The organism is Halomonas sp. SIMBA_159 (assembly GCF_046536035.1).
Classification (GTDB): Bacteria; Pseudomonadota; Gammaproteobacteria; order Pseudomonadales; family Halomonadaceae; genus Vreelandella; species Vreelandella venusta_A.
In genome coordinates this window covers 36,229-62,095 of sequence record NZ_JAWJBT010000005.1, presented here as the reverse complement: position 1 = coordinate 62,095, position 25,867 = coordinate 36,229, and the positions used below count along the sequence as shown (strand labels likewise).

At 53.7% G+C, this 25,867-nt stretch carries 25 protein-coding genes; 23 read left to right on the top strand and 2 right to left on the bottom strand.

Annotation, left to right across the window (positions count from 1 at the left end; all coding sequences use genetic code 11):
- The first annotated feature begins 239 nt into the window (after window positions 1–239).
- The 11 genes from R0J87_RS04575 (at window position 240) to R0J87_RS04525 (ending at window position 9,403) form a co-directional block, all read left to right on the top strand.
- Window positions 240–536, top strand: a complete 297-nt coding sequence (locus R0J87_RS04575; RefSeq protein ID WP_054641241.1) for a hypothetical protein — start codon at window positions 240–242, stop codon at window positions 534–536.
- 191 nt (window positions 537–727) lie between these two features.
- The gene (locus tag R0J87_RS04570; protein ID WP_498884617.1) at window positions 728–1,834 is read left to right on the top strand and encodes a heparan-alpha-glucosaminide N-acetyltransferase domain-containing protein; all 1,107 of its coding nucleotides are present in this window, start codon (window positions 728–730) and stop codon (window positions 1,832–1,834) included.
- 29 nt (window positions 1,835–1,863) lie between these two features.
- Entirely contained in the window at window positions 1,864–2,982 is a 1,119-nt protein-coding gene (locus tag R0J87_RS04565; RefSeq protein ID WP_498884616.1) for a serine hydrolase, read from the top strand.
- Window positions 2,983–3,037: 55 nt separating this feature from the next.
- A complete protein-coding gene (locus R0J87_RS04560) occupies window positions 3,038–3,316 on the top strand; it encodes a peptidylprolyl isomerase (protein ID WP_016915098.1) in 279 nt (92 codons plus the stop codon).
- Between the two features lie 132 nt (window positions 3,317–3,448).
- Window positions 3,449–4,822 (top strand): nuclease/transposase family protein, encoded by a 1,374-nt coding sequence (locus R0J87_RS04555; protein ID WP_498884615.1) that lies wholly within the window; start codon window positions 3,449–3,451, stop codon window positions 4,820–4,822.
- 45 nt (window positions 4,823–4,867) lie between these two features.
- Window positions 4,868–5,803 carry an ABC transporter ATP-binding protein gene (locus R0J87_RS04550; RefSeq protein ID WP_498884614.1) on the top strand — a complete coding sequence of 312 codons (936 nt, stop codon included), beginning with the start codon at window positions 4,868–4,870 and terminating at the stop codon, window positions 5,801–5,803.
- Window positions 5,800–6,561, top strand: a complete 762-nt coding sequence (locus R0J87_RS04545; RefSeq protein ID WP_054641238.1) for an ABC transporter permease — start codon at window positions 5,800–5,802, stop codon at window positions 6,559–6,561. Before R0J87_RS04550 ends, R0J87_RS04545 begins: the two co-directional genes overlap by 4 nt.
- Before the next feature lie 45 nt (window positions 6,562–6,606).
- Entirely contained in the window at window positions 6,607–7,617 is a 1,011-nt protein-coding gene (locus R0J87_RS04540; RefSeq protein WP_498884613.1) for a nucleoid-associated protein, read from the top strand.
- A gap of 73 nt (window positions 7,618–7,690) precedes the next feature.
- Window positions 7,691–8,191, top strand: a complete 501-nt coding sequence (locus R0J87_RS04535) for a tellurite resistance TerB family protein (protein WP_498884611.1) — start codon at window positions 7,691–7,693, stop codon at window positions 8,189–8,191.
- Window positions 8,188–8,781 (top strand): exopolysaccharide biosynthesis protein, encoded by a 594-nt coding sequence (locus R0J87_RS04530; protein ID WP_498884610.1) that lies wholly within the window; start codon window positions 8,188–8,190, stop codon window positions 8,779–8,781. The genes R0J87_RS04535 and R0J87_RS04530 overlap by 4 nt, the downstream gene beginning before the upstream one ends.
- 58 nt (window positions 8,782–8,839) lie before the next feature.
- Window positions 8,840–9,403, top strand: a complete 564-nt coding sequence (locus tag R0J87_RS04525) for a YqhA family protein (RefSeq protein WP_498884608.1) — start codon at window positions 8,840–8,842, stop codon at window positions 9,401–9,403.
- 56 nt (window positions 9,404–9,459) lie between these two features.
- On the opposite strand, the gene R0J87_RS04520 is transcribed toward R0J87_RS04525, so the two are convergent.
- A complete protein-coding gene (locus R0J87_RS04520; RefSeq protein ID WP_498884606.1) occupies window positions 9,460–10,467 on the bottom strand; it encodes a serine hydrolase domain-containing protein in 1,008 nt (335 codons plus the stop codon).
- A 19-nt stretch (window positions 10,468–10,486) separates the two neighbouring features.
- On the opposite strand from R0J87_RS04520, the gene R0J87_RS04515 reads away from it, so the two are divergent.
- The gene (locus R0J87_RS04515; RefSeq protein WP_498884605.1) at window positions 10,487–10,669 is read left to right on the top strand and encodes a hypothetical protein; all 183 of its coding nucleotides are present in this window, start codon (window positions 10,487–10,489) and stop codon (window positions 10,667–10,669) included.
- 148 nt (window positions 10,670–10,817) lie between these two features.
- Here R0J87_RS04515 and R0J87_RS04510 read toward each other — a convergent pair whose 3' ends face one another.
- Window positions 10,818–11,138, bottom strand: a complete 321-nt coding sequence (locus R0J87_RS04510) for a hypothetical protein (RefSeq protein WP_498884604.1) — start codon at window positions 11,136–11,138, stop codon at window positions 10,818–10,820.
- 304 nt (window positions 11,139–11,442) lie between these two features.
- Between R0J87_RS04510 and fliD (R0J87_RS04505) the strand changes: the two genes are divergently transcribed.
- The 11 genes from fliD (R0J87_RS04505) (at window position 11,443) to murJ (ending at window position 25,790) form a co-directional block, all read left to right on the top strand.
- The gene (gene fliD / locus R0J87_RS04505; RefSeq protein ID WP_498884603.1) at window positions 11,443–12,789 is read left to right on the top strand and encodes a flagellar filament capping protein FliD; all 1,347 of its coding nucleotides are present in this window, start codon (window positions 11,443–11,445) and stop codon (window positions 12,787–12,789) included.
- A gap of 211 nt (window positions 12,790–13,000) precedes the next feature.
- Window positions 13,001–14,401, top strand: a complete 1,401-nt coding sequence (fliD, locus tag R0J87_RS04500) for a flagellar filament capping protein FliD (RefSeq protein ID WP_498884602.1) — start codon at window positions 13,001–13,003, stop codon at window positions 14,399–14,401.
- Between the two features lie 305 nt (window positions 14,402–14,706).
- Entirely contained in the window at window positions 14,707–16,248 is a 1,542-nt protein-coding gene (locus R0J87_RS04495; RefSeq protein ID WP_498884600.1) for a flagellin N-terminal helical domain-containing protein, read from the top strand.
- A gap of 177 nt (window positions 16,249–16,425) precedes the next feature.
- Window positions 16,426–19,887, top strand: coding sequence for an O-linked N-acetylglucosamine transferase, SPINDLY family protein (locus tag R0J87_RS04490; protein ID WP_498884598.1), 3,462 nt, complete (start codon window positions 16,426–16,428; stop codon window positions 19,885–19,887).
- Window positions 19,888–20,129: 242 nt separating this feature from the next.
- On the top strand, window positions 20,130–20,354 hold the full coding sequence (locus tag R0J87_RS04485; RefSeq protein ID WP_498884597.1) for a hypothetical protein: 225 nt from the start codon (window positions 20,130–20,132) through the stop codon (window positions 20,352–20,354).
- Between the two features lie 95 nt (window positions 20,355–20,449).
- Window positions 20,450–21,148, top strand: coding sequence for a P-loop NTPase family protein (locus R0J87_RS04480; RefSeq protein ID WP_498884595.1), 699 nt, complete (start codon window positions 20,450–20,452; stop codon window positions 21,146–21,148).
- Between the two features lie 168 nt (window positions 21,149–21,316).
- Window positions 21,317–22,084 carry an amino acid ABC transporter substrate-binding protein gene (locus R0J87_RS04475; protein ID WP_498884593.1) on the top strand — a complete coding sequence of 256 codons (768 nt, stop codon included), beginning with the start codon at window positions 21,317–21,319 and terminating at the stop codon, window positions 22,082–22,084.
- A gap of 80 nt (window positions 22,085–22,164) precedes the next feature.
- Window positions 22,165–22,833, top strand: a complete 669-nt coding sequence (locus R0J87_RS04470; protein ID WP_498884592.1) for an amino acid ABC transporter permease — start codon at window positions 22,165–22,167, stop codon at window positions 22,831–22,833.
- Entirely contained in the window at window positions 22,830–23,585 is a 756-nt protein-coding gene (locus tag R0J87_RS04465) for an amino acid ABC transporter ATP-binding protein (RefSeq protein ID WP_498884591.1), read from the top strand. The genes R0J87_RS04470 and R0J87_RS04465 overlap by 4 nt, the downstream gene beginning before the upstream one ends.
- A 253-nt stretch (window positions 23,586–23,838) precedes the next feature.
- On the top strand, window positions 23,839–24,105 hold the full coding sequence (gene rpsT, locus R0J87_RS04460; RefSeq protein ID WP_009097974.1) for a 30S ribosomal protein S20: 267 nt from the start codon (window positions 23,839–23,841) through the stop codon (window positions 24,103–24,105).
- Between the two features lie 107 nt (window positions 24,106–24,212).
- Window positions 24,213–25,790, top strand: a complete 1,578-nt coding sequence (murJ, locus tag R0J87_RS04455) for a murein biosynthesis integral membrane protein MurJ (protein WP_498884590.1) — start codon at window positions 24,213–24,215, stop codon at window positions 25,788–25,790.
- The last annotated feature ends 77 nt before the right edge of the window (window positions 25,791–25,867 follow it).

Sequence of the window (25,867 nt, the reverse complement as noted above, 5' to 3'; positions counted from 1 at the left end):
CTAATTAAAAATCGCGCTTCACCTTGTTTAAGTTAACGAATTTTGTATTAAGTAGTTGAAATATAGAGTTTATATTTATTTTTGGCATGCCCTGGTATGGCGTCTGCAGTAGTTGGGTAAGAGCGAAAGGTTAGGATGACTCGCCGCTCTTATCGATCGTGAATCTATCGTGAAGACATAACGTTGTTGAATGTTTAACGCTGAATTGAACGAAAGAGTTGCCATTAGGAGGCACGACCATGAAAAAGGAAGCTCTCAAGAAGTTAGGTATCCTGGGTGTATCATTTGGTCTGGTAGCGAGCCCGCTCGCGTTTGCAATGGAAGAGCCTGAAGAGCAGCCCGCAACGCCGCAAGAAGAGACCATGCAGGATGATCAAGGCACCTACAACTCCTACGACACCGAGCAGGAGCAGGGGTCGACTACTGAAGGCGTGACCACCGAGTACGAAGAGGAAGAGCAAGAATTTACTTACGAAGAGGAGGAGGAAGAGCAGGAGCAGTGGGAAACGGAAAAGGATGACACATCCGGCCAGTAAACCCATTTTAGCGAAAGGAAGTCCTTCCCCTCACGCTCACGGATGAGCAGCACAGTGCCCCGCCCATTGCGGGGCACTGTTGTGTTGGATGAGTGGCAACGTTTAATAAAGCGCAATAGCACACTAGTGGAATAGGCTATGGTAAAAGCAATGTTTCCCTAACACGAACACCCTACAAGGACGTTGCTAACGTGTTTACCTGGCAAGAAGTGCCACGCCTGCCTCGTGCGGAAGGGCGTATAGATGCGATGGATCTCGCCCGTGGTATAGCGATTGGGCTGATGATTCTCAGCCATACGGTGAGTGGGCTGATTGGAATACGCAACGTCCCCGATTGGGGCATGGTGCCCGTCCATTTTCTCACTAAGTTCTCTTCTTCCCTGTTCATCCTGGTCTTCGGGGTTGCGCTGGCCGTGGCGTTTTTAGCGTCCACCCAAACAGAGGCGTGGCCAAAGCGGCGGTTAAAACTATGGGTGCGCGCGGTTGAAGTGTGGTTTTGGTACAAGGCGTTGACGGTCGTCGAGATGCTGCCGTATTACGCCCCAGGCGATATTGTTGATGCGCTGCTTTATCAGCGCTTTGCGATTTGGGTAGAAATCCTCGGTTTTTACGCCATCGCCCTGCTGTGGGTGCCGCTGGTACTTCCATTATGGGCACGTACACCGTTGTGGGGGCGGTGTGCGCTTATTGTTGGCTTAACCGCGCTTTCCGCTTGGCTGCAGGGGCTGAGCTTTGGCGGTAACGACACCTTAAAAGCCCTGCTGGTGGACCATGAATACCATTACACCTGGGGCCAGCTCAGCCGCGCGCCGTTAATCTTGGTGGGCCTGCTGATCGGTGAAGCCTTGCTGCGCTGCTATTTTAATACGGCGCTGCGGCGAAAGCTGGTGCTGGCGCTGGTAGGCGTGGGGGCTGTCATGGTCGCAGCGTTCTATGGATTAGCCTTTTCCGAAGGCGATGTTTCCACTGCGATGCTGGCGGTAGCCAATAACGATGGCAAGCACCCGCCTGGGCTCAAATTCACGCTGTACAGCGTGGGCGGTGCGCTGATTATTTTAGGCGCTGCACTCGCTGGTGGAGCTACGGCAGCCAAGGCGCTACGGCCATTAACCATGGTGGGTAGCGACGCGCTCAACGCGTTTATTTTCCACATTGTGATGATTTTTCTGGTGCTGCGTTTTCTGCTGGAAGGCGAAAGCATGTACACCTATCCACAGGCGCTTGGCGTAGGTGGGCTGTTAATTCTTGGGGCCGCGCTGTGGATTTGGCTAACGCGCTGGATCGCCCGTTACAAATAGCCCGCCACCAGCAGCGGTAGGAGGGAAAGTTGCGACATGTTCAACGCTGGCTAGCCGCAGCGCTGCTGTGCGCTTTATTGCCAGCCAGCACCGTGGTATTGGCAAGTACGAACTGGTACTACGAGGTCGATAAACAGAGCCCTTGGCAAGGCGATGTAGATGCGCGAATAAGCGCCATTGAAGAGGTGTTTGGCGGCGCGCTAGGTGTTTACGTTCAGAACCTCGCAACAGGCGAGGCGTACTCCTGGCAGGCAGACTCCCCCTGGTATTTGGCCTCGCTGATTAAAGTGCCCGTAGCGGCTCAGGTGCTGGCTGAGCGCCAAGCTGGCAAGCTCTCTCTGGATGGTCGTCTTACATTGGCACGTAGCGACTTTGTCGATGGCGCTGGGCCGGTCAACTGGCACGACCCTGGTACACCGATCTCGATTCGTTATTTGCTTGAGCAGATGCTCACCGTCAGCGATAACACCGCCACGGATATGCTGATTGACCGTGTGGGCTTGGATGCCGTGAACGCCCGCGCCCGCCGCATGGTCGCCGCCAGCAACGGCCAGCCGGAGCACCTTGGTCCCATCAGCAAGCTGGTGGAAGTGCGCCAAGGGGTATATGGCCAGTTACACCCCGAGGCTCGCCAACTGGGCGGGTTAGATTTTATCGCCCTGCGCCAACACCGTGTGAACCAGCGCCCGGCCGCCTTAGCGCGCACATTGGGCATGGGTGAAGGGAGCTTCGAACAGCCCGACTACGACCACGCCTTCGATGCCTACGAAGCCACCGGTGAAAACGTGGGTACGCTACGCACCTATGGCGACCTGCTGGCCAGCCTGCATCACGGTGGTATGGAGGATGTGAATGCAGAACAGCGCCAAACGCTGCTGGCGATCATGCAGCGAACTAAATCTGGCGAGCGGCGCTTGAAACAAGGCTTGGGCAGCGAATTCACCTTTGCGCACAAAACAGGCACGCAACACCGGCGAAGCTGCGATGCCGGTATTGCATCGCGTGCCTCTCAAGCGGGTGACGCCGTCAATGGCCCCTGGGTCATCGTGGCCTGTGCTCGCGGTCTGCTCTCGGTGCAGGCCCATGAACGTGCCCTGGCGAGTGTGGGCGAAGCGCTGCGTTATAGCGGTGCCTTAGGTCACGACTAGCAGCGAGCGTGATAAACTGGCCTACCGTATTGGGTTTTTTATTAAGGAGTTCGTTATGGCACGTGCCAGCGCCCGTCATATTTTGGTAAGCAGTGAAGAGCAGTGCAACGCACTGAAACAAGAGATCGAGAACGGCCGCGATTTCGCGGATGTAGCCAAGCAGCACTCCAGCTGCCCTTCTGGCCGTCAGGGCGGAGACCTGGGCAGCTTTGGCCCCGGCCAAATGGTGCCGGAATTCGACAAAGTCGTCTTCAGCGGTGAACTCAACAAGGTTCACGGGCCGGTTCAAACTCAGTTTGGCTATCACTTGCTCGAAATCACCAGCCGCACTTAATACCTTTTAAAGGCCGTCATGCACCGTGGCAGCCATGTCGCGGTGCCATTGGCATCGCGCTGCGCTGGTTCTGAGCTGTCCCGCGATGTAAGGAGACTATCCCGCGGCCAGGGAGCCGAGAGAGGAAGTGTTATGACCACCGTCACACGCATTCTTCATGCAACGAGTCCGGATCTTTCGCGTTTGCTGGCGATGTGCCGGACGATGGGGTTCATTCGGGCCGACCTTTGGCGCCGGTACGGTGCCCTTGGTACCGTTCGCAAGAGCGCCAGCGCCGTTCGCAAGGAAATAACCCAGGGTGGCTGGCATACAGACTTGCCACTGGATGGCACGGTTCGCGCCGAATCCACTAAGGATGTGATCAACGACATCCTGACCTACAAGGCGGCTGCCAAGCACAAGGTGCGCCGGGCCGTGGCCGCACGCACCACGGACGAAACCGAACGCAAACGCCTCTACACGCTGCTGAAACAGGACAAATGGCTAGAAGATACCTATCTGCATCGCATGATGCGCAAACATTTCAGGCATGGCAAAAGCCAGTGTAGTAACCAGTTCGTCGTCCGTTCCGACAAGCACAGTGAGCGAATCATCGACGGCCAACTGGTTATTACATTGCATCTGTCCAAAAAGGTGGGCGGCAGCATCACGCTATACACCACGACGTCAGGCAAGAACGTCAGCCTGGAAAAGAAGAATCTGCGCGTCATCGTTCGGGAGGGAAAGGTCGAGATCCATTATGCCTACGAGAAACCGCCAGGGCGGCCTCATGGGGACAAGGTAATGGGTGTCGATAAGGGCTACACGGAGGCCTTCACTGACTCGCAAGGCCAGCATCATGGCGAGTCGTTCGGTCAAGTGCTCACTGCGTACAGCCATCAGGTATCCGCCACTGGCAAGGCGCGCAATCGCCTGCACGCCCTGGAAAAGAAGCATCGGGCGGCAGGACGGATCGCCAAGGCCGAACGCATCCGCGCCAATAATCTGGGTAAGAAGAAGCAAGTGGCTCGCCGCCAGCGCACCCAGCAGCACCTTCGCACCATCGCCTATCAGGCGGCTCATACCATCATGGACGAGGCGGCGCTTCTCGCTTCGGAAGACCTGACTCAGCCCATCGCGGGCAAGGTACAGTGGCGGGATTACAACCGCCGCATGAGCCACTGGGCCAAGGGGGTGCTGGCCCAGGCGCTCGACGAAGTATCGCAGCAGCGTGGCACCCGTCACGACATCGTGAACGCCGCCTATACGTCGCAAATGGACTCGATCACGGGACGCCTGGAAGGTGAGCGCCGTGGCGACAAGTTTTACCGTGCAAACGGGGACGTGATCCAGGCGGATGTCAATGCTGCGCGGAATGTCCTGGCAAGGCTTGATGACCCCGACATTACGCGGTACATGCCGCACGGCGAGGTCAAGCGAATATTGTTGGGACGTTTCTCCGGCGCAACTGAGCGTCAAGAGGCCCGAGTTGTTTGCCAGCACGGCATGTCAACCGGGTGCGGATAAATCCTTTTTGGCCAATGATGGCCAAGCTTTAAGGAGCAGCACGCCTTGAACGACCCCATCATTACTATCGATGGCCTGAATAAAACCTACGAAGGTGGCTTTCAGGCGCTCACCCGTGTGGATTTAACCATCCAGCGCGGCGAAATTTTTGCACTGCTCGGCCCTAACGGGGCGGGTAAAACTACGCTCATTAGCGTGGTATGTGGCCTGGTTAATCCCAGCGAAGGCCATGTCATTGTCGACGGCTTCGATAGCGTGCGCGATTACCGCCAAGCCCGCGAGCGGATTGGTCTTGTGCCGCAAGAGCTCACCAATGAAGCGTTCGAAACGGTCTGGAACACGGTGAGCTTTAGCCGTGGCCTGTTTGGTAAGTCCCCCAACCCCGCCCATATCGAAAAAGTGCTCAAGTCGCTCTCGTTGTGGGATAAACGCCACAACCGCCTGATGACCCTCTCCGGCGGCATGAAGCGGCGGGTGCTGATTGCCAAGGCGCTCTCCCACGAGCCACGCATTCTGTTTTTGGATGAGCCGACCGCCGGGGTGGATGTCGAGCTGCGGCGGGATATGTGGAACGTGGTACGCGGGCTGCGGGACGATGGTGTGACGATCATTCTCACCACCCACTACATTGAAGAAGCCGAAGAGATGGCCGACCGCATTGGCGTCATCAATCGCGGCGAGATCGTGCTGGTGGAAGAGAAAGCCGCGCTAATGAAAAAGCTGGGCAGCAAGCAGCTCATCCTGCAGCTCCACAGCCCGCTGGCAGAATTGCCGCCTGCGCTGGCGCAGGAAGAGCTCAGCTTGACCGCCGACGGCTATGAGCTGGTGTACACCTACGATGGCCGTCAGGAAGAGGAGGGGCGAGGAATCTCTACTCTGTTAACGCAGCTAGAGCAGGCGGGTATCAGCTTTAAAGATCTACACACCCGGCAGAGCTCGCTGGAAGATATCTTCGTTGACCTGGTGAAGGAGCGCTCATGAACCTCTATCCCGTTCGTGCGATTTACATGGCGGAGATGGCCCGCACTCGCCGCACGCTGCTGCAGAGCGTTGTCTCACCGGTGATCTCAACTTCGCTCTACTTTGTGGTGTTTGGCGCGGCGATTGGATCGCGGATCACCGAAATTGGCGGGGTGAGCTACGGCGCGTTTATTGTTCCTGGTTTGATTATGCTGATGCTGCTGACCCAGAGCGTCTCGAACGCCTCGTTTGGCATCTTTTTTCCCAAATTCTCCGGCAGCATCTATGAGATTTTGTCGGCACCGATCTCCTATTTGGAGATTGTCGTGGGCTACGTAGGGGCGGCGGCCTCGAAATCGATACTGCTGGGGCTAATCATCCTCGGCACGTCCAGCTTCTTTGTGCCGCTTGAGATCGCCCACCCGTTCTGGATGCTGACGTTTCTGGTGCTGACCGCCGTCACTTTTAGCCTGCTGGGCTTTATCATCGGCATCTGGGCGGATGGCTTCGACAAGCTGCAGCTGGTACCGCTGCTGGTGATTACCCCGCTCACGTTCCTGGGCGGCAGCTTCTACTCCATCGATATGCTGCCTCCGTTTTGGCAGAGCGTGACCTTGGCGAATCCGGTGGTGTATCTCGTCAGCGGTTTCCGCTGGAGCTTCTACGGCATTAGCGATGTCAGCTTGGGCGCTAGCGTGGCTATGATTTTGCTGTTTTTGGCGGCAAGCCTTGCCACCATTGCGTGGATTTTCCGCACCGGTTACCGCTTAAAGCCCTGATGCTGAAGTGACCTCTTCGACGTTTTATAAAGGTAATGTCTGTTTATGCCGCTACTGCAAAGTACTGTTTACCGCCTTGAGCCATCTCTCGATGGCGAACGCTTAAGTGTGACGGCCCCGCCTGCCGAGGCCGCTGCCGGCGATGACGCGGTGATGGCAAGCCTAGTGAATGCGCTAAACGATACCTACAACACCAAAGCGAAGGGCTGGGGGCGCTTTGCCGAGCAGGGCGAGCAGGCCGGGCCGCTGGTGGCGTGGCTCACGGCGTATCAAGCCGACGAGCAAACCTTTGCCCAACTGGCGAATGCCATTGCCGAGCGACTGGCCCAAACGCTGCAGGGGCAGCTCTCCGTTGGCGGTTACTTGGTCATCGCTCATCTACAACAGGGCGATACGGAAACGCTGCTGATGGCCCTCATTCACCAGCGGGAAGGTATCGGCTTTAACGACGCACACCAAGCGGTGCCTGCCGCCCAACTGAACACGAGCCAACTCACCCTGGCAGCCCGCATCAACCTGACCCAGTGGCAGAGCGGTGGGGAAAGTACCCAGTACGTCTCGTTTCTGAAAGATCGGGGCGGTAAAAAGCTCGCCGATGGCGTAGCGGTGCTGCTGGGCATGGAGGAGGGCATCGATGCCCCTGCCGAAACCCGCACCTTGCTGAAAGCGTTTAGCGACTACGTCGAAAAAGAGGATTTAGACGACGACGCCAGCCGGGAAAAAACCGATACTCTGGTTGATTACGCCAACGAGCAGCTGCGCCGTGGCGAACCCATGACGCTGGAAGAGCTCTCCGGGCTTGTGGATGAGAAGCAGCCCAAGGCGTTTTACGACCATATTCGCAACGCCGACTACGGCCTTTCGCCGGAAATCCCGCCGGACAAACGCACTATCAACCAGTTTCGTCGCTTCACCGGGCGCTCTGGCGGCGTCTCGATCAGCTTTGATTCACACCTGCTGGGTTCCAGCATTGAGTATGACGAAACTCAGGATCGGTTGATTATTAAGCAAGTGCCTAAACAGCTCAAAGAGCAGCTCGCCAAGCGGAAAGAGTAAACGGCGAGGCCTAGGGCGGCACTCTTAAGGCGTCGTGTAGTCCTAGGTTAGCCACTGATATGAGGAGACCGCCGTGCTGGATGCCATTCACTCTTTCTTCCAACATGTGCTATCCGCGCCTGAACAGCGTGATAACCAAACGCTCACCCTAGAGCTAGCGTCGGCAGCGCTGCTGTGTGAAGTGATGCGCGCCGATTACGACAACAGTGATGAAGAGCGCGCAGCGCTAAAGCAAATGCTGATGGCGCGCTATCGGCTCAACGAGCAAGATGTCAGCGAGTTAATGGCCCTGGCAGAGGCGGAGGTCGATGACGCGGTGGATCACTATCAGTTCGTCAGCCTGATCAAACAGCACTACGGCTACGAGCAGCGTCTGGAACTGGTCAATTTAATGTGGCAGCTGGCTTGGGCCGACGGCAAGCTGGATCCTCTCGAAGAGCATCGGATTCGTCGGCTGGCAGATCTGCTGCATGTCAGCCATAGCGACTTTATTCGCAGCAAGCTTAACCAGTCACCGGAAGAACCCTCTTTCCATCACGAGACCCACGGCAAAGGAGCGCCGAAACGCCCATGAGTAACACGCAGGATGCGACGAACTTAACCGAACTGATCCACACCATGGAGCAGATGGAGCAGGAAAAAGAGCAGGTCAGCGTGGATGACGTGGTACATGCAGTGGGGCGGCGTTCGTTTGGGCCACTGCTGCTCTTGGCAGGCTTGATTACGCTGGCGCCGATTATTGGCGATATTCCCGGTATGCCAACGCTCATGGCCATCCTGGTACTGCTGACCTCTTCGCAGCTGTTGGTAGGCCGAGAAACCTTCTGGCTGCCTAAATGGCTACTTAATCGTTCTTTATCACGACAGAAGTTTGATAAAGCGCTGCACTACATGAAAAAGCCCGCCAAATGGGTAGATAGCTTACTGGGTGTGCGTTTGGCTTGGATGACGGGCTATATCGGCATCCGGATCACGGCCATTGCCTGCCTGCTCGTAGCCTTAGCAATGCCGCCCATGGAATTTATTCCGTTCAGCGCTAACGGTGCCGGGCTTGCGCTCACGCTGTTTGGGCTGGGGCTGGTGGCCAGAGATGGCCTGATGCTGGCGCTGGGGTTTTTGCTTACCGGCGTGACCTTCACGGTAGTAGTGATGAATCTCATCTAATGCTTTACTAGGCACTTTCGCTATTCGACGTAAAGTAAGAAGGAGCTAAGTGCCTACGATGAGCAACTCACCCCATTCGCCGCCACCCCCAAAACCTCCTCACCAGCAGTCGGTCTGGGAGCGGCGTATTGAAACCGCACTGTGGAACTCGCGCTTTTTGGTCATGCTGGCGGTGGTGCCGAGCTTATTAGGCTCGCTGATGCTGTTTATCGTCGGCACGCTGGATATTCTTAAAGTGGTGGGCGATGTACTGCACTACTACTTGGTGGATGACACCCATAACATCCACGACACCCTGGTGCCCGATATCATTATTGCGGTGGATATCTATCTGATCGCCATCGTGCTGCTGATCTTTGGGCTAGGGATATACCGGCTGTTTGTCTCCCGCATTGATCAGGCCGAGGTGCGCTATCCTACGCACCCCTTCAATGTTGCTTCACTCGATCAGTTGAAAGACAAAATCGCCCGTGTGGTGATTTTAGCCGTGATTATCGAATTCTTCCGAGCCGTCGTGGATATTCGCTTCAGCACACCGCTAGAGGCGATTTATTTAGCGCTCTCGGTGCTGGCGCTGGCCGCCGCGCTCTACTTGATGAGTTTGGCGCATAAAGGGGAGTAGTCATTAACAAGTAGTCATTAACAAGTAGTGATTAACAGGAGGAGTGGCACGCGTCGTTACTCCTCTGCCAATAAATCGGCCACCAGCGCGTTAAGCTGCTGCTGGAACTGGCCACCGGGCGATGGCGGAGTTGGGTCTGAGGTAATCACCACCGTCATCTCCCGCTCGGGAATCACATAAAGCGCCTGCCCGCCGTATCCTCTCCCGTAAGCAACGTGTTCATCCGCTAACGTCGTGATAAACCAGCCAAAGCCGTAGCCATCCCCTGTCCAGGGTGATTGGCCTCTGGGCGTCCATGAATCCTCTACCCAGCCTTCAGGCAGCACGCGCTGGCCATTGGCCACGCCGTCGTTGCGGTACAGCTCCCCAATCGCAATGAGCGCGCGAGGGGAAAGCTGCATATCGTTACCGCCAAAGTAGACCCCTTGAGGGTCCTGCGGCCACGGGGGAATCGCAATACCGAGCGGTTCGCCTAACAAGCGCTGGGCAAGTGCAAGGGTGCTTTCACCGCTGGCCTGAGTCAGCGCCGCCGAGAGCAAATGGCTGGTGCCGGTGGAATAGAGCATGCGCCCGCCTGGGCGGTCAACGAACGGGCGAGTAAGCGCATCGTTTACCCAATGAGCGCTGGCCACCCAAGCGCCGTAGTTGCTGCCCGAAGTACGCTCTAACCCCGCTTGTTGTGCCAGTAAGTGCGCCACTGTGATGTCGTTCACCTGTGGGTCGGCACCGCTCGGCACGCTATCTAGCAGTGCTACCAGAGGTTGATCAACGGATTCCACAATGCCCGCCTCAATAGCGGCACCGGTAATCGCAGCCAACACCGTTTTTGATAACGACTTAACGTTGGCAGGTGTGGCCACCCCAGGGCCGCCTTGGTGATGCTCATGGATGATATTGCCCTCATAAGCCACCACGACGGTATGAACGCGATCCAGCGCTTGAGCCTGTTGATTGAGGGCTTGCAGCGCATTTGGAGAGGGCTCTGACGCTGTCGTTGCGACAGCCACAAAGGAACTCATCACACCGCTAATCACACAGGTCATCACGAGGGCAGTCGTTTTCATTACGGCACCAGGGAGGAAGATGGGTAAGATTCTGATAGGCGTGAGAAATGAAGGTTCCCTGGCGGTGTCCATCAACGCCATTACGCAAACTGAGAAAAAGCCTGCTACGCTAGGAGAGATTATTGAAGGGAAGCAACCCTTTGATTTCCATGAAACGCTAAAGCAAGGAGTGCCGTTATGCGTAACATTATCTACATCGTAGGTCTGATCGTTGTTGTTCTGTTTATTCTTTCGCTGTTAGGCCTGCGTTAAGTTGCACCATGAATGACACGCATTGCGTGATGCGATATTAGCGCTTCAAAACGCCCGCTCCCCCAGCGGGCGTTTTTTATACGTGCCTCACTCCCGCGTTAGGCGCAATCTGCTGCCCCCTGGCCAAACATGTCGAACATCAGTTCGCGGCCTAATGGGGTTAGGACAAAGCGGCCATACTCGTTAAATGTAGCCGCATCACTCTCTTCTAATACTCGCTGGCAAAGCGACCAGCGTGAATGCTGATGGCTCAATGACGCCAACTCTTGACGCGATAAACCACGCTGCGCCAGGGTAAGAGTTTCAAGCACGTGTCCACTCTCGTACATCAATTCCGCCACGCTAGACAAACAATGGCGCAGGCTGCGTTGTACGTGGAAGGAAGCAGTAGAGGCGGGGGATAACGTTTCGGCGGGCATAGGGGAATGCTCCTACAGTCACAGCAAAATGGGTGTGCTGCAGTGCATTGTAAAGCAGGTGGTGGGTTAGACCAAGGTCTATATTAGGTGCCTTTGTCGCCGTCACGCAATCGCCATGTAGGCTGTCTATACTTTCTTAAAAGCATTATGTTACTCATACAGTAAGTAGTAAGGTTTCCATGTGTGAGGGTTATTCACCCTAAAGTTAGGGCAACGCTTGCCGATAGGTAACCTAATGATTAAATCGTATTGAATAAGGGGCGTCAGCACGGCAGGCGGCTTTTTCAAAAAAGGACAGTAATGTATGGCTTCCATTTCTTCATTGGGTATTGGTTCTGGGCTTGATCTCAACGGCTTGCTCGATCAGCTGCAAGACGCTGAGCGTGGCAAGCTGGCCCCCATCGAACGGCAACTGGAAACCCAGCAAACCAAAATCTCTTCCTATGGCCAACTGCAAACAGCCCTATCTGCCTTTCAAGATGCGGCGGATGCACTCAACGACAGCTCGCTTTACGAAAGTCTTTCTACCAACGTTGGAGGCGAGGCGCTCTCAGCAACGGCGAACGGCGAAGCGCAGCCCGGCAGCTATAACGTTACGGTGGATACGCTGGCGACTCGCGGTACCTTAGCATCGGTAGGGGTAACCGCAGCCGATGAAGCGCTTACCACCACTGAGCAGACGCTAACGTTCACCTTTGGTGATGGCAGCACGCAAGACGTGACCCTTGCGGCAAATAGCACGCTTGAAGACATGCGGGATGCCATTAATGCAAATGAAGAGTCCGGCGTTAATGCGACAATCGTGTTTGATGGCGCTGACTACCGACTAGCCCTGAGTTCGAGCGAAACCGGTGCCGAAGCCTCCATCACGAATTTCAGTTTTTCTGATACTGCGCCTTTCGCTGCTGACATCGATAACACGCTGCAAGCAGGTACCAATGCGTCCCTGAACGTCAACGGGATCGCGATTACCAGCGCTACCAACCAAGTTGAAGGCGCGATACAAGGCGTGACGCTCAATCTAGAAGCCGAGGGGGACAGCACCGTCAAGGTAGAGCAGGATACTCTTGCAGTTCGTGAAGCCATTACCGATTTTGTAAATTCCTATAATGATCTTAAAAATGTCATAGGTGAGCTTACAAATTATAATGCGGAAACAGGCGCTGCTGGTGAGCTGTTGGGAGACAATGCGGTACGCACTGTGGAGTCGCGTTTGCGCAGCGTGCTGGGTGGCGGTGTTGAAGGCCAGCTCTCCACGCTGGCGGATATCGGTATTTCACTACAGCGTGATGGCACCTTAGAGGTCGATGGCGACAAATTGGACGGTGCCATCGCCAATAACCAGGATGCGCTTTCCGCTTTTTTTGCAGGCGCTGCCGATAACGAAGGCATGGCAGGCCAGGTCAACCAAACCATCGAACAGTTGTTAGGTAGTAATGGCACGGTGTCGGGGGCGATCTCCGGCGCCGAGAACCGCGTCGAGTCTCTTGGGGAGCGCTACACGCGCATGGAGCAATCCATCGAACAAACGATTTCCCGATACCGCACCCAGTTCGGTCAGTTGGATAGCATGATTGCCCAAATGAACCAAACGAGCGACTACCTTACTCAGCAGTTTGATGCGCTAGACGCTCAACTAGGCCGTGAATGAACATCATAGGTCTATGAGTGTGATCACAACGCCTGCGCTAAGCAGGCGTTTTTATTCGTGTAATGACTCACTTGTCGTTAAACGGTGAAAAAGGTCTAAAGTTAAGCGTTGTTTCGTCGATAGAAGTACTATTAAATTTGGCCGCAACGCCACCGCTGGCGCAATGTCAAAATGGTCGTGGGTTTAGCCTTTTGCACCGAGGAACATCTGCATGGCGACAATAACCTCCCTAGGCGTTGGTTCGGGCCTGGATCTGACGGGTTTACTGGATCAGCTAAAAGAAGCGGAGCAGGGAAAGCTTGCGCCGATTACCCGCCAAAAAGAGCAGCAGCAGGCCAAAATTTCAGCTTATGGGCAATTGCAGACATCGCTGAACAGTTTTAAAGATGCGCTAGCGACGCTGAACGACCCTAAACTCTATCAGAGCCTTTCAGCCAGCGTTCGTGGCGATGCCATTAAAGCCACTACTTCTGCCAGCGCGTTGCCCGGTAGCTATCGAGTAGAGGTATCGCAGTTAGCCACCTCCGGCACGCTGGCCTCGACCCGGGTGACTGACCAAGACGCCGCGCTAGACCTCCAGGGCGCAACGACGCTACGGCTGGCGTTTGGCGATGCCGACTCCGTCGATATCGATATCGCCCCCGGCAGCAGCCTTTCCGCGATACGCGATGCCATCAACGCCGACAAAGACGCGGGCGTCAACGCCACCATCATCAACGATGGACAAGGCTATCGGTTGGCGCTCAGCTCTAAAAATACCGGTGCGAATGCCTCTATTGCCAGCTTTAGCTTTGTCGATACCAGTCAAGATCCGACGGCAACGGTAGCAGGTCCTTTTGCGGAAGATGCCGCTACCAAGCGGGCAGGTGAGGACGCCGCACTCACAGTCAACGGTATTGCTATCAGCAGTGCCAAGAACCAAATCGAAGGCGCCATTCAAGGAGTGACGCTGAACCTGGCAGAGCTGAGCATCGCCGATGGCGAAACGGCTAACAGTACCATCAATGTAGAAAGAGATACGTTAAAACGGCGTGAAGCAGCTACTGGCTTCGTCAAAGCGTTCAATGAGTTAAAAGGTACTATTGGCAAGCTCTCCAGTTTTAGTGGTGATTCTGAGGCTCCCGGTGAGTTAGTGGGGGATAATACCTTGCGCACTATCGAAAGCCGTATACGTAGCGTATTGACAAGCAGTGTAGAGGGGGGGGAGTTATCTACCTTGAGCCAGTTGGGTATCACGCTCCAGCGTGATGGCACGTTAGAAGTGGATGATGCCAAATTGAGCGACTTGGTAGCGAACAAATCTCAGGCGCTGAGCGACTTTTTTGCAGGTGATGCGACAGGTAATGGGCTGGCAGGAAAACTTATGTCCACCGTAGAGCAAATGCTTGGTAACAATGGCTTGGTGAAGCTCGCTATCAATGGTGCTGAAAGTCGCGTAAAAAGCCTGGATGAGCGTTTTGAGCGTATGGAGGTGACCATCGAGAGGACTATTAGTCGCTATCGGGCTCAATTCAGCCAGCTGGACGCTATGATTGCGCAAATGAACAGCATGAGCAGCTATCTCACCCAGCAATTCGAAGCGTTGGATTATCAGCTAGGTCGTAAGAAATAGCCGCTACCAATCGCCGCAAGCTCCCTTCACAAGGGGGCTTTTTCACTTCTGAGCCAAGGTGAAGATGGCAAGAGCAGGTGCAAACCAGCCAAAATAGGTGATGGTGACGACTGTGGTGGGAGGCAGCTTTAGCTCGCGACCGATTTCACCGAGTGTCAAAAGTTACCACCCAGTTACCAAAAATTACACGATTTTTTGTCAGCCTCTCTAAAGATTCTCCTCGTATAGCCGTTAATTAATATAACGGCGCACCATGTCGCCGAAAAGCAGGCCTGACGGCCAGTTCACACGCAAGGAGAATCACCATGTCAGTGATCAATACCAACATCACCTCGATGATCGGTCAGCAGAACCTGCGCGAGTCGCAGAATGCTCTGCAAACCTCAATGGAGCGTTTGAGCTCTGGCCTGCGCATCAATAGTGCTAAAGATGATGCGGCTGGCCAAGCTATTGCCAACCGTATGACTTCTCAGATTACTGGTCTTGCACAGGCGCAGCGTAATGCTAATGACGGTATTTCGTTGGCACAAACCGCTGAGGGCTCGCTAAACCAAGTTAACGACAACTTACAGCGTATTCGTGAGCTGTCTGTGCAGGCACAAAACGGTACAAACACAGCAAATGACCTCCAGTCCATCCAGGACGAAGTGACGCAGCGTCTGGCTGAAATTGACCGTATTTCCAGCGAAACTAGCTTCAACGGAGTTAGCGTTCTAGCTTCTGACCAAGGCCTTCAGATCCAAGTCGGTGCGAACGATGGCGAGCAAATTACCGTCAACCTCAAAGAAATCAACTCGACAACACTTAACCTTGGTAACTTCGATTTAACTAACAAATCGCTGAATACCAGCGGTTTGTCTGCTAGTCCGGTCACTGAAACAGTACCTGCGTCTTTGAATATCGAAGATGTCTCCTTTGAAGATGCGGCGGGTGGTCAGTCGGTCTATTACTTCGCTAGTAACACTAACCCTGACGTTACTTATGCCTCTTTCAGTGCAAGCCCAACTGCTTCTGATGAGCTATACACGCTGAATTACAACAGCACATCTGGCGCATTCACCTACGACTCGAGCACTGCTTCAGGCGCGACAGGTGGCGATGTAACTGCCGCTACAGACGGTATTTCTATCGGTGGTGGTCGTACTATAGACCCAGCAGACGTCAACGCTACAGATTCCAATGCTGCGGCTTCCCCAAGTCTCTCCGTTAACGCTGCTGGCTCGTTCTATGTTCAGGTGGGCACTGCTTACTACACGGCAACTGTGGACTTTGATGCTGATTCTAGCACTTATGGTCAAGTTAGCTATGACTCATCGACTGCGGCATCAAGCGCTGCAGACTTTACTAATGCGGATGCACTGTCATCAGATCTGGACGAAGTGACCGATCCGACGCCGTCTGTTGCAATCGATACTAGTGGTCTTAGTGCAGATGCAGTTGGTACAAGTCCAGAAGTATTCACCGATGAAGACGGTGGGTACGTTGTTAAAGGCTCAGTTGACGGCCAAGATGTTTACTTTGCTGCAACAGTAGATGAAAGTACCGGTGTTGTCACGCTTGGTGACAAGCTAAACGCTGACCCGCTTGCTTCTCTAGACGCAGCCTTGAATCAGGTAGATAGTCTACGCTCCGAGTTGGGTGCCGTACAAAACCGTTTCGAAGATGCCATCACCAACTTGAGCACCAATGAAACGAACCTAGCGGCAGCACGTTCGCGCATCGAAGATGCTGACTACGCTGTAGAAGTGGCTAACATGACACGCGCCCAGATCCTGCAGCAGGCGGGCACATCGGTGCTGGCACAGGCTAACCAGCTGCCACAGAACGTTCTATCTCTTCTCGGATAATGCGCTAGTATTTCCGGCTGCACCACATCAGGCCCCATATGGGGCCTGTTTTTTTGCAAATAAAAGAACAAAATGGTTAATTGAACGCTATTCCAGCAGCAGGGCTGGCGATTCTGCTAGAAAATAAACCCAGATTAAAAATTTCAGCTTTAAGTGATTTTGCCGAGGCAGACAATAATGTCGAAAAAAAAACCAGCGTTTCGTACGCCTTCCAAGCCAGCAGGCAATGATCTTGTATCTGCTAGAAAACTAGCCGAGGCAAACCCCAGCGATGCAAATCGTTGGAAGCATTTTGGCACTATGCTGACTAACACTGGAAAGTACGAAGCGGCATTAGAGGCTTTGGAGAAAGCACGGGTACTCACGCCCAATGATGCTGGTACATTAAGTACAATGGCATTTTCTTGTCATAAGCTAGGTGATATAGCGTCGGCCGAAACCTATCTGTCGAAGTCGCTAGACTTAGACGAAAATAATGTTCAAGCACTTCTACTTAGTGGCATGATTGAACAAGAAAAAGGGCACAAAGAAAAAGCCCTAGCATTCTTTGAACGAGCTGAATTGATAGCGCCGGGTGACGAGCCTGTGCTTCGCAATAAAGCTATCACGCTAAGTACCCTGGCTCGTTTTGATGAAGCGATTGTTTTAATGGAGCGGCTGCTTAAGAAAAATCCGAACAGTTACAGCTTGTTGAATGATACCGCTAATATTCGTCGCGACGTTGGTGACTTTGAAGGATTAGACAGTTATTTCAATAAGGCAATTGAGTTGGCGGGAAATAACCCGGTGCCTTACTCTAATCGGCTTACCTACATACATTATGATCCGGCGTGGTCGCGTGAGGAGATATTTAGGGTTTGCTGCGAGTGGCAAGACCGCTATGCGCCTAAAGTTCCGCCTCAACGACCTGTTCCCGATAGTCTTGATCCCAACAAGCGTTTGCGTATCGGCCTTTTTTCAGATGGGTTTCGTAACCACCCTGTCGGCACGATGATCATTCGTGCGTTAGAAAATTTAAGTAAGCAGGAAGTCGAAATTTATCTCTATGCCTCGCATGGAGAAGTGGATCATCTTACCAAACGTATTCAGCAAGTAGCAGACCAATGGCAGCCTATAAAGCACTTGAAGGGTGAGCAATTTGCCGCAAAAGTGCGTGAAGATAAGATTGATATTTTAATCGATCTGTCCGGGCATAATGCTGGAAGCCGCTCTCAGGCAGTAGCCATGCAGCCAGCCCCTTTACATGTGAAATGGGTAGGCGGGCTTATCAATACGACGGGCATAAAAGCAATGGATTACTTGATAAGTGATCTTGTTGAAACGCCGGTCGGAGATGAAGAAGATGCCTTCTACGTTGAAAAGCTCATTCGCTTGCCAGATGACTACATTGTTTTCTCTCCACCCACTTATGCTCCCTCCGTAGGGCCGCTGCCAGCCAAAATGAATGGCTATGTCACTCTAGGGTGTTTCAATAATCCCACTAAGATTAATCAGGCTACTTTGCGTGAGTGGGCAACACTAATGCATCAATTGCCGAACTCTCGACTCTTCTTAAAAGGGCGGCCTTATACAAGTGAGAGTTTTTGTCAGCGTATTATTGACTTTATGGCGCAGCAGGGGGTTGATAAGGAGCGTTTGATTATCGAAGGCCCTGCCTCTCATAAGGGGCTGCTGGAAGCTTATAATCGTGTTGATATTGCATTGGATTCCTGGCCCTACTCGGGTGGTTTGACGACCTGCGAATCACTGTTTATGGGAACACCGGTTGTGACGCTCCCTGGACCAACATTTGCTGGCCGACACAGCGCCACGCACTTGGTGAACGTTGGTATGCCTGAGCTCGTGACGCACAGCTGGGATGAGTATAGACATCGGGTCATTGAGTTAGCTGGCGATACGGATAGCCTGTCGACTATTCGTAATCACCTTAGAAGTATCTTGTTACAGTCGCCCGTTTGTGATGGACGCCGATTTGGTTTTCACCTGATGAAGGCGCTGCGTAGTATTTGGCAACGCTATTGTGAAGATAAAGCACCGGAAACATTAACCTTCGAGAAAAGTGGAGAGGCCTGGTTCAAAGGCGAGGGAGTACCCGTCGAAGTAGAGGTGTCTCAGCCTGAGCGCGATCCACTTAAAGATGGCTTTGCATGGGATATTGAAGGCCAAGTTGTTACTATTGACAATAGTAGTAAAGTACTTCGTGACCGAGGCTTGTCTACGTTGCTTCGCACGAAGGCCTTTGCGCTAATTGCATTTGATCCGCGTAGCTTAATACAAGAGCCAGAGCGCTATAAAGGGCATGAGTATATTCAGTTAGTTCCTCATGCTGCATTAGGCGATGGAGCGGCTAGGACACTCTATGCATGCTTAGATAATGAAATGAGTAGCGTGCTAAAACCCTTGTCGCCTGAGCAGCTTCCTGTGGCTCTTGGTCAGTCTGCTAAAGTATTGGCTGAATTGCCGATACCCACAATTGCTTTAAATAATATCGAGGGCTTGCAAAGCCTGGATTGGTTAGTTGTTGATGAGCTTAGTGATACGGTTGCTATACTTGAGAATGGTTACAGCGCCCTACAAAACGCGCTGGTATTAGAAATAAAGACGGCTTTTCAGCGAACCCACGAGCGCCAAGCTTCATTGGATGAGGTCTCGCATTGGGCGGTACGTCATGGTTTCCGCTTTTACAGTTTTAACAAAATGGGCCATCGTTCTCACTTTCCTATGAGAGATAACTTGCTCAAAAAGCAAAGCTCCGAGCTTGTCACCGTAGAGGCTCTCTTTATTCCTAGTGACGTGCGTTTGAGTGCTATGTCAGCAGCTCAGCGAATGAAGCTCGCCTTTATATTGCATACCGTGTATGGAATTCGTGACTTTACTTATCAAGTGCTTGATGGAATCGATAACGAGCTTGCGCATAGTTACCTGCTATCCGAGCGTATTCTCTCTGAAAATATCGAAAAAGACGATAATGAGCGAGGCGCACCACCACAGGTTGAAGCGAGTCAACATGTCGAGGCCAAAAAGCCCTCTGTCGATTCGAGTGAAACGAGTGCTGGCGTGTTCGACCTGCCTGACGCCCCATTTATGTCTGAGCTAGAGCGCCAACTTTTTTTAAGCAGTTTGAAGAAGGCTAAAAGGTATTTTGAGTTTGGCTCAGGTGGCTCCACCGTTTGGGCGGTAAAGGAAGGACTGACAGTATATGGCGTGGAGAGTGACGCTAAATGGGTTAGCGCGCTAAAAGGGACGTTAGGCCAGCAGTGTCAGGTTGAAGCCGTCGACATTGGCCCAACGAAAGAGTGGGGGTTCCCCACCTCAATGCATATGTCTGATCGGTTTTCAGCGTATAGTCAGGCCATTGCTAAGCATGCTCATTCATTTGATTTGATACTTGTGGACGGGCGTTTTCGAGTGGCGTGTACTATGTCAGCTATCTTGCATATTTTGGATCATGTAGACCAACCGCGAGATGCTCGAATTTTTATTCACGATTTCTGGAATCGTTCAAATTATCACGTAGTGCTCCCGTTCTTAGAAGTCGTAGATAGAGTAGATACTGCAGGGGTGTTCATGGTGTCTAAAAATGTTTTAAGAAAGGATGTGGTGTCGCTCTGGGAGCGGTATGTGAGGGAGCCGCAATAAGCTATTGTGCAGACCTTTGTGGTGGGCTGTTGGTTGAGAATAAACGAAGCCCTTTAGCCCGCCACGCCTTCATTGCGATGGCTGGGGCATGGTGTTGCGGCGTATAGGTATCGCTAGCAGTCCTGTTTGAGCGCTAGCTTTGAGTATTCGAAACCGGTGGTTTGTGGCATAAGTCGTTTATCGTCAAGGCGGAACACGAGAATTCATTACGAGCCTGAGTCTGATATTAGGAGCGCTTTTGCATGGTCTCTGAAATCACCATGACTGCCAAAGATCACGAAACCGTGATATTGAAACTTGAGGCATTGATTCGAGACACCCAAGCACTTATCGATAAAGTAGTACACCACGGTTTGGATCAAACCCAGGCAGATGATTATGATCAGCTGATGATTATTCTCGATAGCGCTGTAAAACAGCAGCGGGTACATACCTTAGGCATGCTGAAAGCCTCCTCTCATACGTAGCCCTAAACCCTTATCGTTGGTGCGGCGTATCCCGCTAGCCTTCCTTTCCTGCTAAATTCCAAAAGGGCATCGGGCCCGACGGCGGAGAAACAAGGATGGGTAAGGTTCACTTTATTGGTGGTGAGAAGGGCGGTGTAGGCAAGTCGATGACGGCGCGGGTGTTAGCGCAGTACTACATTGATCACGAACGGCCATTTTTGGGGTTTGATTGCGATGCCTCCCACGGCACGTTTTCACGTTTTTATCAGGAGTATGCCTCTCCGGTGGTGGTAGGCGATGACGATAGCCTGGACGGCATGCTTTCGGCCGTGGAAGAGCATCCTGATCGCGATTTAATTATCGACTTGGCCGCGCAGTCCGCCCAGCCCATCAATCGGTGGATTGAGGAAACCGATGTGTTTGGCCTGCTCGATGAGTTGGGCATGCAGGTCGTATGGTGGCACGTGATGGACGATGGCGCAGATTCAGTCGCGCTCCTGTCTCAGGTGTTAACCCGTTACGCGTCGCAGCCGGTGGATGTCGTGGTCGTTCAGAACCTTGGGCGTGGCGAAAGCTTTGAGCGCTTTACGCAGTCAGAGGCGTATCAGCAGGCCCGTGTGCAAGGGGCTACTCTCATAGAGCTACCTCGCTTGCATGCCAAGCTCACGCAAAAAATCGACTTCAATAACAGCAGTTTCTGGGCGGTGGCCAACGACCGCCGTTTGATGAATATTGCTGAACGTCAGCGCATGAAGGTGTGGTTGCGTCATGCTTATGCGCAGCTAGAAAGTGCGGTAACGGAGCATAGTCAATAAAGACAGTAACGGTGCGTGCGTTCTAGTTCCCAAAAATAATAAGAAGACGGTTTATTATTTCTTTTTTGCTGGTATCTTGTCGGCATTGCGCTGGTGGTGGCTGAAGAAATGCCTATGCCAGCGCCTCCGTCTCCAGTCTGGGTGTATCGATACCCAAAGAGGAAAAATATGGTGAATCTAAACCGTTTGAAAAAAACTGTCGTTGCTCTTTCCATAGGCGTTGCAGGGTTAGTCTCCGTGGCTGCCCAGGCCGACACACTGCGGGTAGGCATGTCCGGTGGTTACTTTCCGTTCACTTATGTTGAGCAGGATGAGCTGAAAGGCTTCGAAGTCGATGTGATGAATGCCATCGGGGAGATCACCGGCGACGAGATTGAGTTCGTGACCGCCAGCTTCTCGGGCTTGGCAGGCATGTTGGAATCTGGCCGCATTGATACCATTGCCAACCAAATTACCATTACCGATGAGCGCAAAGCCAAATATGCCTTTACCGCGCCTTATGTGTACGACGGTGCCCAAGTGGTCGTGCGTGCAGGTAACGACACCATCAACGGCGTTGAGGATTTGTCCGGTAAAAGCGTGGCAGTGAACTTAGGGTCTAACTACGAGCAGCTCCTGCGCGAGCAGCCAAATGCCGACGAGATCGATATCCGCACCTACGAATCCAACGTTGAGCAGGATGTGGCCCTGGGTCGTGTTGATGCGTTCGTGATGGACCGAGTGAGTGCCAGCCAAGTGATCAGCGAGCGCGGTTTGCCGCTCGCGTTGGCGGGGCAGCCGTTTACTACCATCGAAAACGCGCTACCGTTCCGTGACGATGAAGAAGGGCGAGCGCAGCGTGATCGTGTCGATACCGCGCTGGTGGAACTACGTGAAAACGGCACCTTGGGTGAAATATCTCAGAAATGGTTCGATACTGACATCACGCAGCCATAAGTCAGCCATAAGCACGGCTAACTCCTGATGATGGCGGCCGTGGCATTGCCACGGCCGTTTTGCTTATAAGCGATACGACGATGCTAAATGTGGAGTATATGTGGGGCCTGTTGCCGGTCCTGCTCAGTTATTTACCGCTGACGCTGCAGATGGCGAGCATCGCCATGGTGTTGGCACTGATCATTGCCTGTCTGTTGGCGGTTGTGCGGGTTTTGAAAATCCCCGTATTGAACGGCGCAGCGCTGCTGTTTATCTCGTTTTTTCGCGGCACGCCGCTGCTCGTTCAGCTGTTTCTGTTTTACTACGGCCTGCCTCAACTGATTAATGCGCTGATCTCCATTAATGGCGTCACCGCTGCGGTGTTGGGACTTACTCTGCACTTTTCGGCGTATATGGCGGAATCCATTCGTGCGGCAATTGTGGGGATTGATCGTAGCCAAACCGAAGCGGCGCTCTCGATTGGCATGACTCAATCACAGCTGATGCGTCGGATTATTCTGCCTCAAGCTACTCGCGTCGCTACGCCGACGTTGATGAACTACTTCATCGATATGATTAAAGCGACCTCGCTGGCCTTCACGTTGGGCGTGACGGAGTTGATGGGCGCGACCCAAAAAGAGGCGTCAGGTAGCTTTTTATACTTAGAAGCTTTCTTGCTAGTGGCGATTATCTACTGGGTGGTGGTGGAAGCGCTCTCTTGGGGCCAGCGCCGCTTAGAAACGTACCTGAATAAGGCGTACCAGCGATGATTACGCTTGAGTCTGTCAGTAAGCAGTTTGGTCAGCAGCCGGTCTTTACCAATGTCAATTTACACCTAGAACAGGGCGAAATCATCGTCATTATTGGCCCATCGGGCACCGGTAAGTCGACCTTGCTGCGCTGTATCAATTTTCTAGAGCGCCCAGAGGCAGGGCATATCACCGTCGGCGATTTGCGCGTTGATGCGCGTAAGGCCAGCCGGGCGGATATTTTGGCGCTGCGCCGCCGCACTGCCTTTGTGTTTCAGAACTACGGCCTGTTCGCTAACAAAACGGCGCTGGAGAACATTAGCGAAGGCATGATCGTGGTGGACAAGTTGCCCAAGGCGCAGGCCCATGCCCGGGCAAGGGAGATTCTGGAGCGCATTGGCTTGGCGGATAAAGCGGATGCCTATCCCGCATCGCTTTCCGGCGGCCAGCAGCAGCGGGTAGGCATTGGTCGTGCCATGGCGGCGAATGCTGATGTCATTTTGTTTGATGAGCCGACCTCGTCCCTTGACCCGCAGTGGGTAGAAGAAGTGCTTGGCCTCATGAAGCAGTTGGCTGCCGAGCAGCAAACGATGATTGTGGTGACCCACGAGATGCAGTTCGCAAGAGACGTGGCCGATCGCGTGGTGTTTATGGATGAAGGCCAGATTGTAGAGCAGGCACCCCCCGAGCAGCTGTTCACTAATCCGCAGGATGAACGCACGCGGCGCTTTTTACGCAAGATTCTGGCACCTCAGGGGCAGTCATTGCCCTAGCGTTGCGCGCTTGAAAAGCATTGACAACGGCTAGCAAGCCCGCTCTACGCGTGATAGACTACGCCATCCTCTCAGACAAGACCCGTGAACGGGCAGCCATAAGACTGCTCGTTACACTATTTGGCAGAGCTAGAAACGCTGCTAAATCAATTGGTTGTTAAGGAAATGTCGTGATTTGGCAAATGCCAGCCGACAAACACATAGTAAATTCGTTGCCGTTTATAGGCAGCCCTTATTCTCCAAGGAGATACCTGTGGCGAACAGCAAGCAAGCACGCAAGCGCGCCCGCCAGGCCGAGACTCGTCGCGTCCTGAAAGCCAGCCAGCGCAGCATGGTCCGCACCTACATCAAGCGTGTGATCAAAGCGATCAACACTGGTGACCATGGCAAAGCAATGGAAGAGTTCAAGGTCATGCAGCCGGTCGTTGACCGCATCGCTGACAAAGACGTTCTTTCTAAAAAGAAAGCAGCACGTCTGAAAAGCCGCTTGAACAAGCGCATTAAGGCTCTGGCGGCGTAAGTCGGCAGGCGCCATAAAAAAAACCGGCTGCGGCCGGTTTTTTTGTGCCTGAACGTCGCCTGCCGGGCGATATGTGCATCTCTATTTAGCCTGTAGGGAATAACCTGATGAGCGCCGATACACCACAGCATGCCAATATGCCGCCGCCACGCCGCGGGCTCATGCGTTCGGGGTTGGTGGTCAGCGCGATGACAATGCTCTCCCGGGTGATGGGATTGGTGCGCGATGTGGTCGTGGCAACGTTTCTGGGCGCGGGCAACGGCTCAGACGCCTTCTTTGTGGCGTTTAAAATTCCTAATTTTCTGCGCCGTTTATTTGCAGAAGGGGCGTTTAACCAGGCATTTGTGCCGGTGCTCTCTGAGTACTCCACCCAGCGCACCAAGCAGGAGATTCGTGAACTGCTGAATGCGGTGGCGGGGAGCTTAACCGCGCTGCTGGCGTTAATCACCGCGTTGGCGATGCTGGGCGCACCCTGGCTGGTATGGCTGTTTGCTCCTGGATTTGGCCGCGACCCTGAAAAGCTGGCACTGACCGCTGATATGCTGCGGCTCACCTTTCCCTACCTACTGCTGATCTCGTTAACCGCCTTCTCCGGCAGTGTGCTAAACACTTGGAACCGCTTTGCAGTGCCCGCATTTACACCGGTGCTGCTGAATATTTCGCTGATCGGCGCGGCGCTGTTGTTAATGCCGCTAATGGAAGAGCCTGCCATGGCGCTGGCCTGGGGCGTACTGATCGCCGGGGCCGCTCAGCTTGCCTTTCAAGTGCCATTTTTGCTGCGTTTGGGGCTGCTGCCGACGCCGTGGCCTAACTTTGCCCACGATGGCGTGAAGCGCATTTTAAAGCTGATGGTGCCAGCTTTGTTTGGGGTCTCGGTATCGCAGATCAACCTGCTGTTGGATACGGTGCTGGCATCGCTGTTGGCCGCGGGCAGCGTCTCATGGCTTTACTACTCTGACCGTTTGGTAGAGCTGCCGCTTGGCGTGTTTGGTGTGGCGATTGGCACCATTATTTTGCCTGCGCTCTCCAAACGTCATACGGAGCAGTCCACCGAGCACTTCTCCGCTATGTTGGATTGGGCGATTCGTGTGGTGCTGCTATTGGGCGTGCCTGCAGCCCTAGCGCTGGCGGTACTGGCGGAGCCGTTTTTGATTACCCTGTTCCACTACGGGGCGATGACCGATAACGATATTCAGATGGCGGCCATGAGCCTGCGCGCCTATGCCTTCGGTCTGGTGGCCTTTATGCTGATCAAAGTGCTAGCGCCTGGCTTCTTCGCCCGCCAGGACACCAAAACACCGGTGAAGGTTGGCATTATCGCCATGGTCGCGAATATGGTGTTCAACCTGCTACTGATTTGGCCGCTGGCCCACGCGGGCTTGGCGTTGGCCACTGCGCTCTCTGCATTTTTAAACGCGGGGCTGCTGGGGTATCTGCTTTACCGCCAGCAGGTGCTGGTGTTTCAGCCGGGTTGGGGGCGTTACGCGGTGCAGTTAGTCGGCGGCAGCGTGCTGATGAGCGTGGCGCTTATGTTAGTCTCACCTGATTGGCAGGTGTGGTTAGAGTTTGGGCTATGGCAGCGCGTCCGCTGGGTGGCCGGGCTCGTAGTGCTCGGAGGCGGGCTCTATTTTATCTGGTTAACGGCGCTTGGCCTGCGGCTTCGTCACTTTAAAATGAACGGCTAGGGAAGGGGCAGGCGCGTCAGCGCCACTATCTTCTTCTGCACCAGACCAGCGCGTTCGTTATAATCAAATGCTTTGAA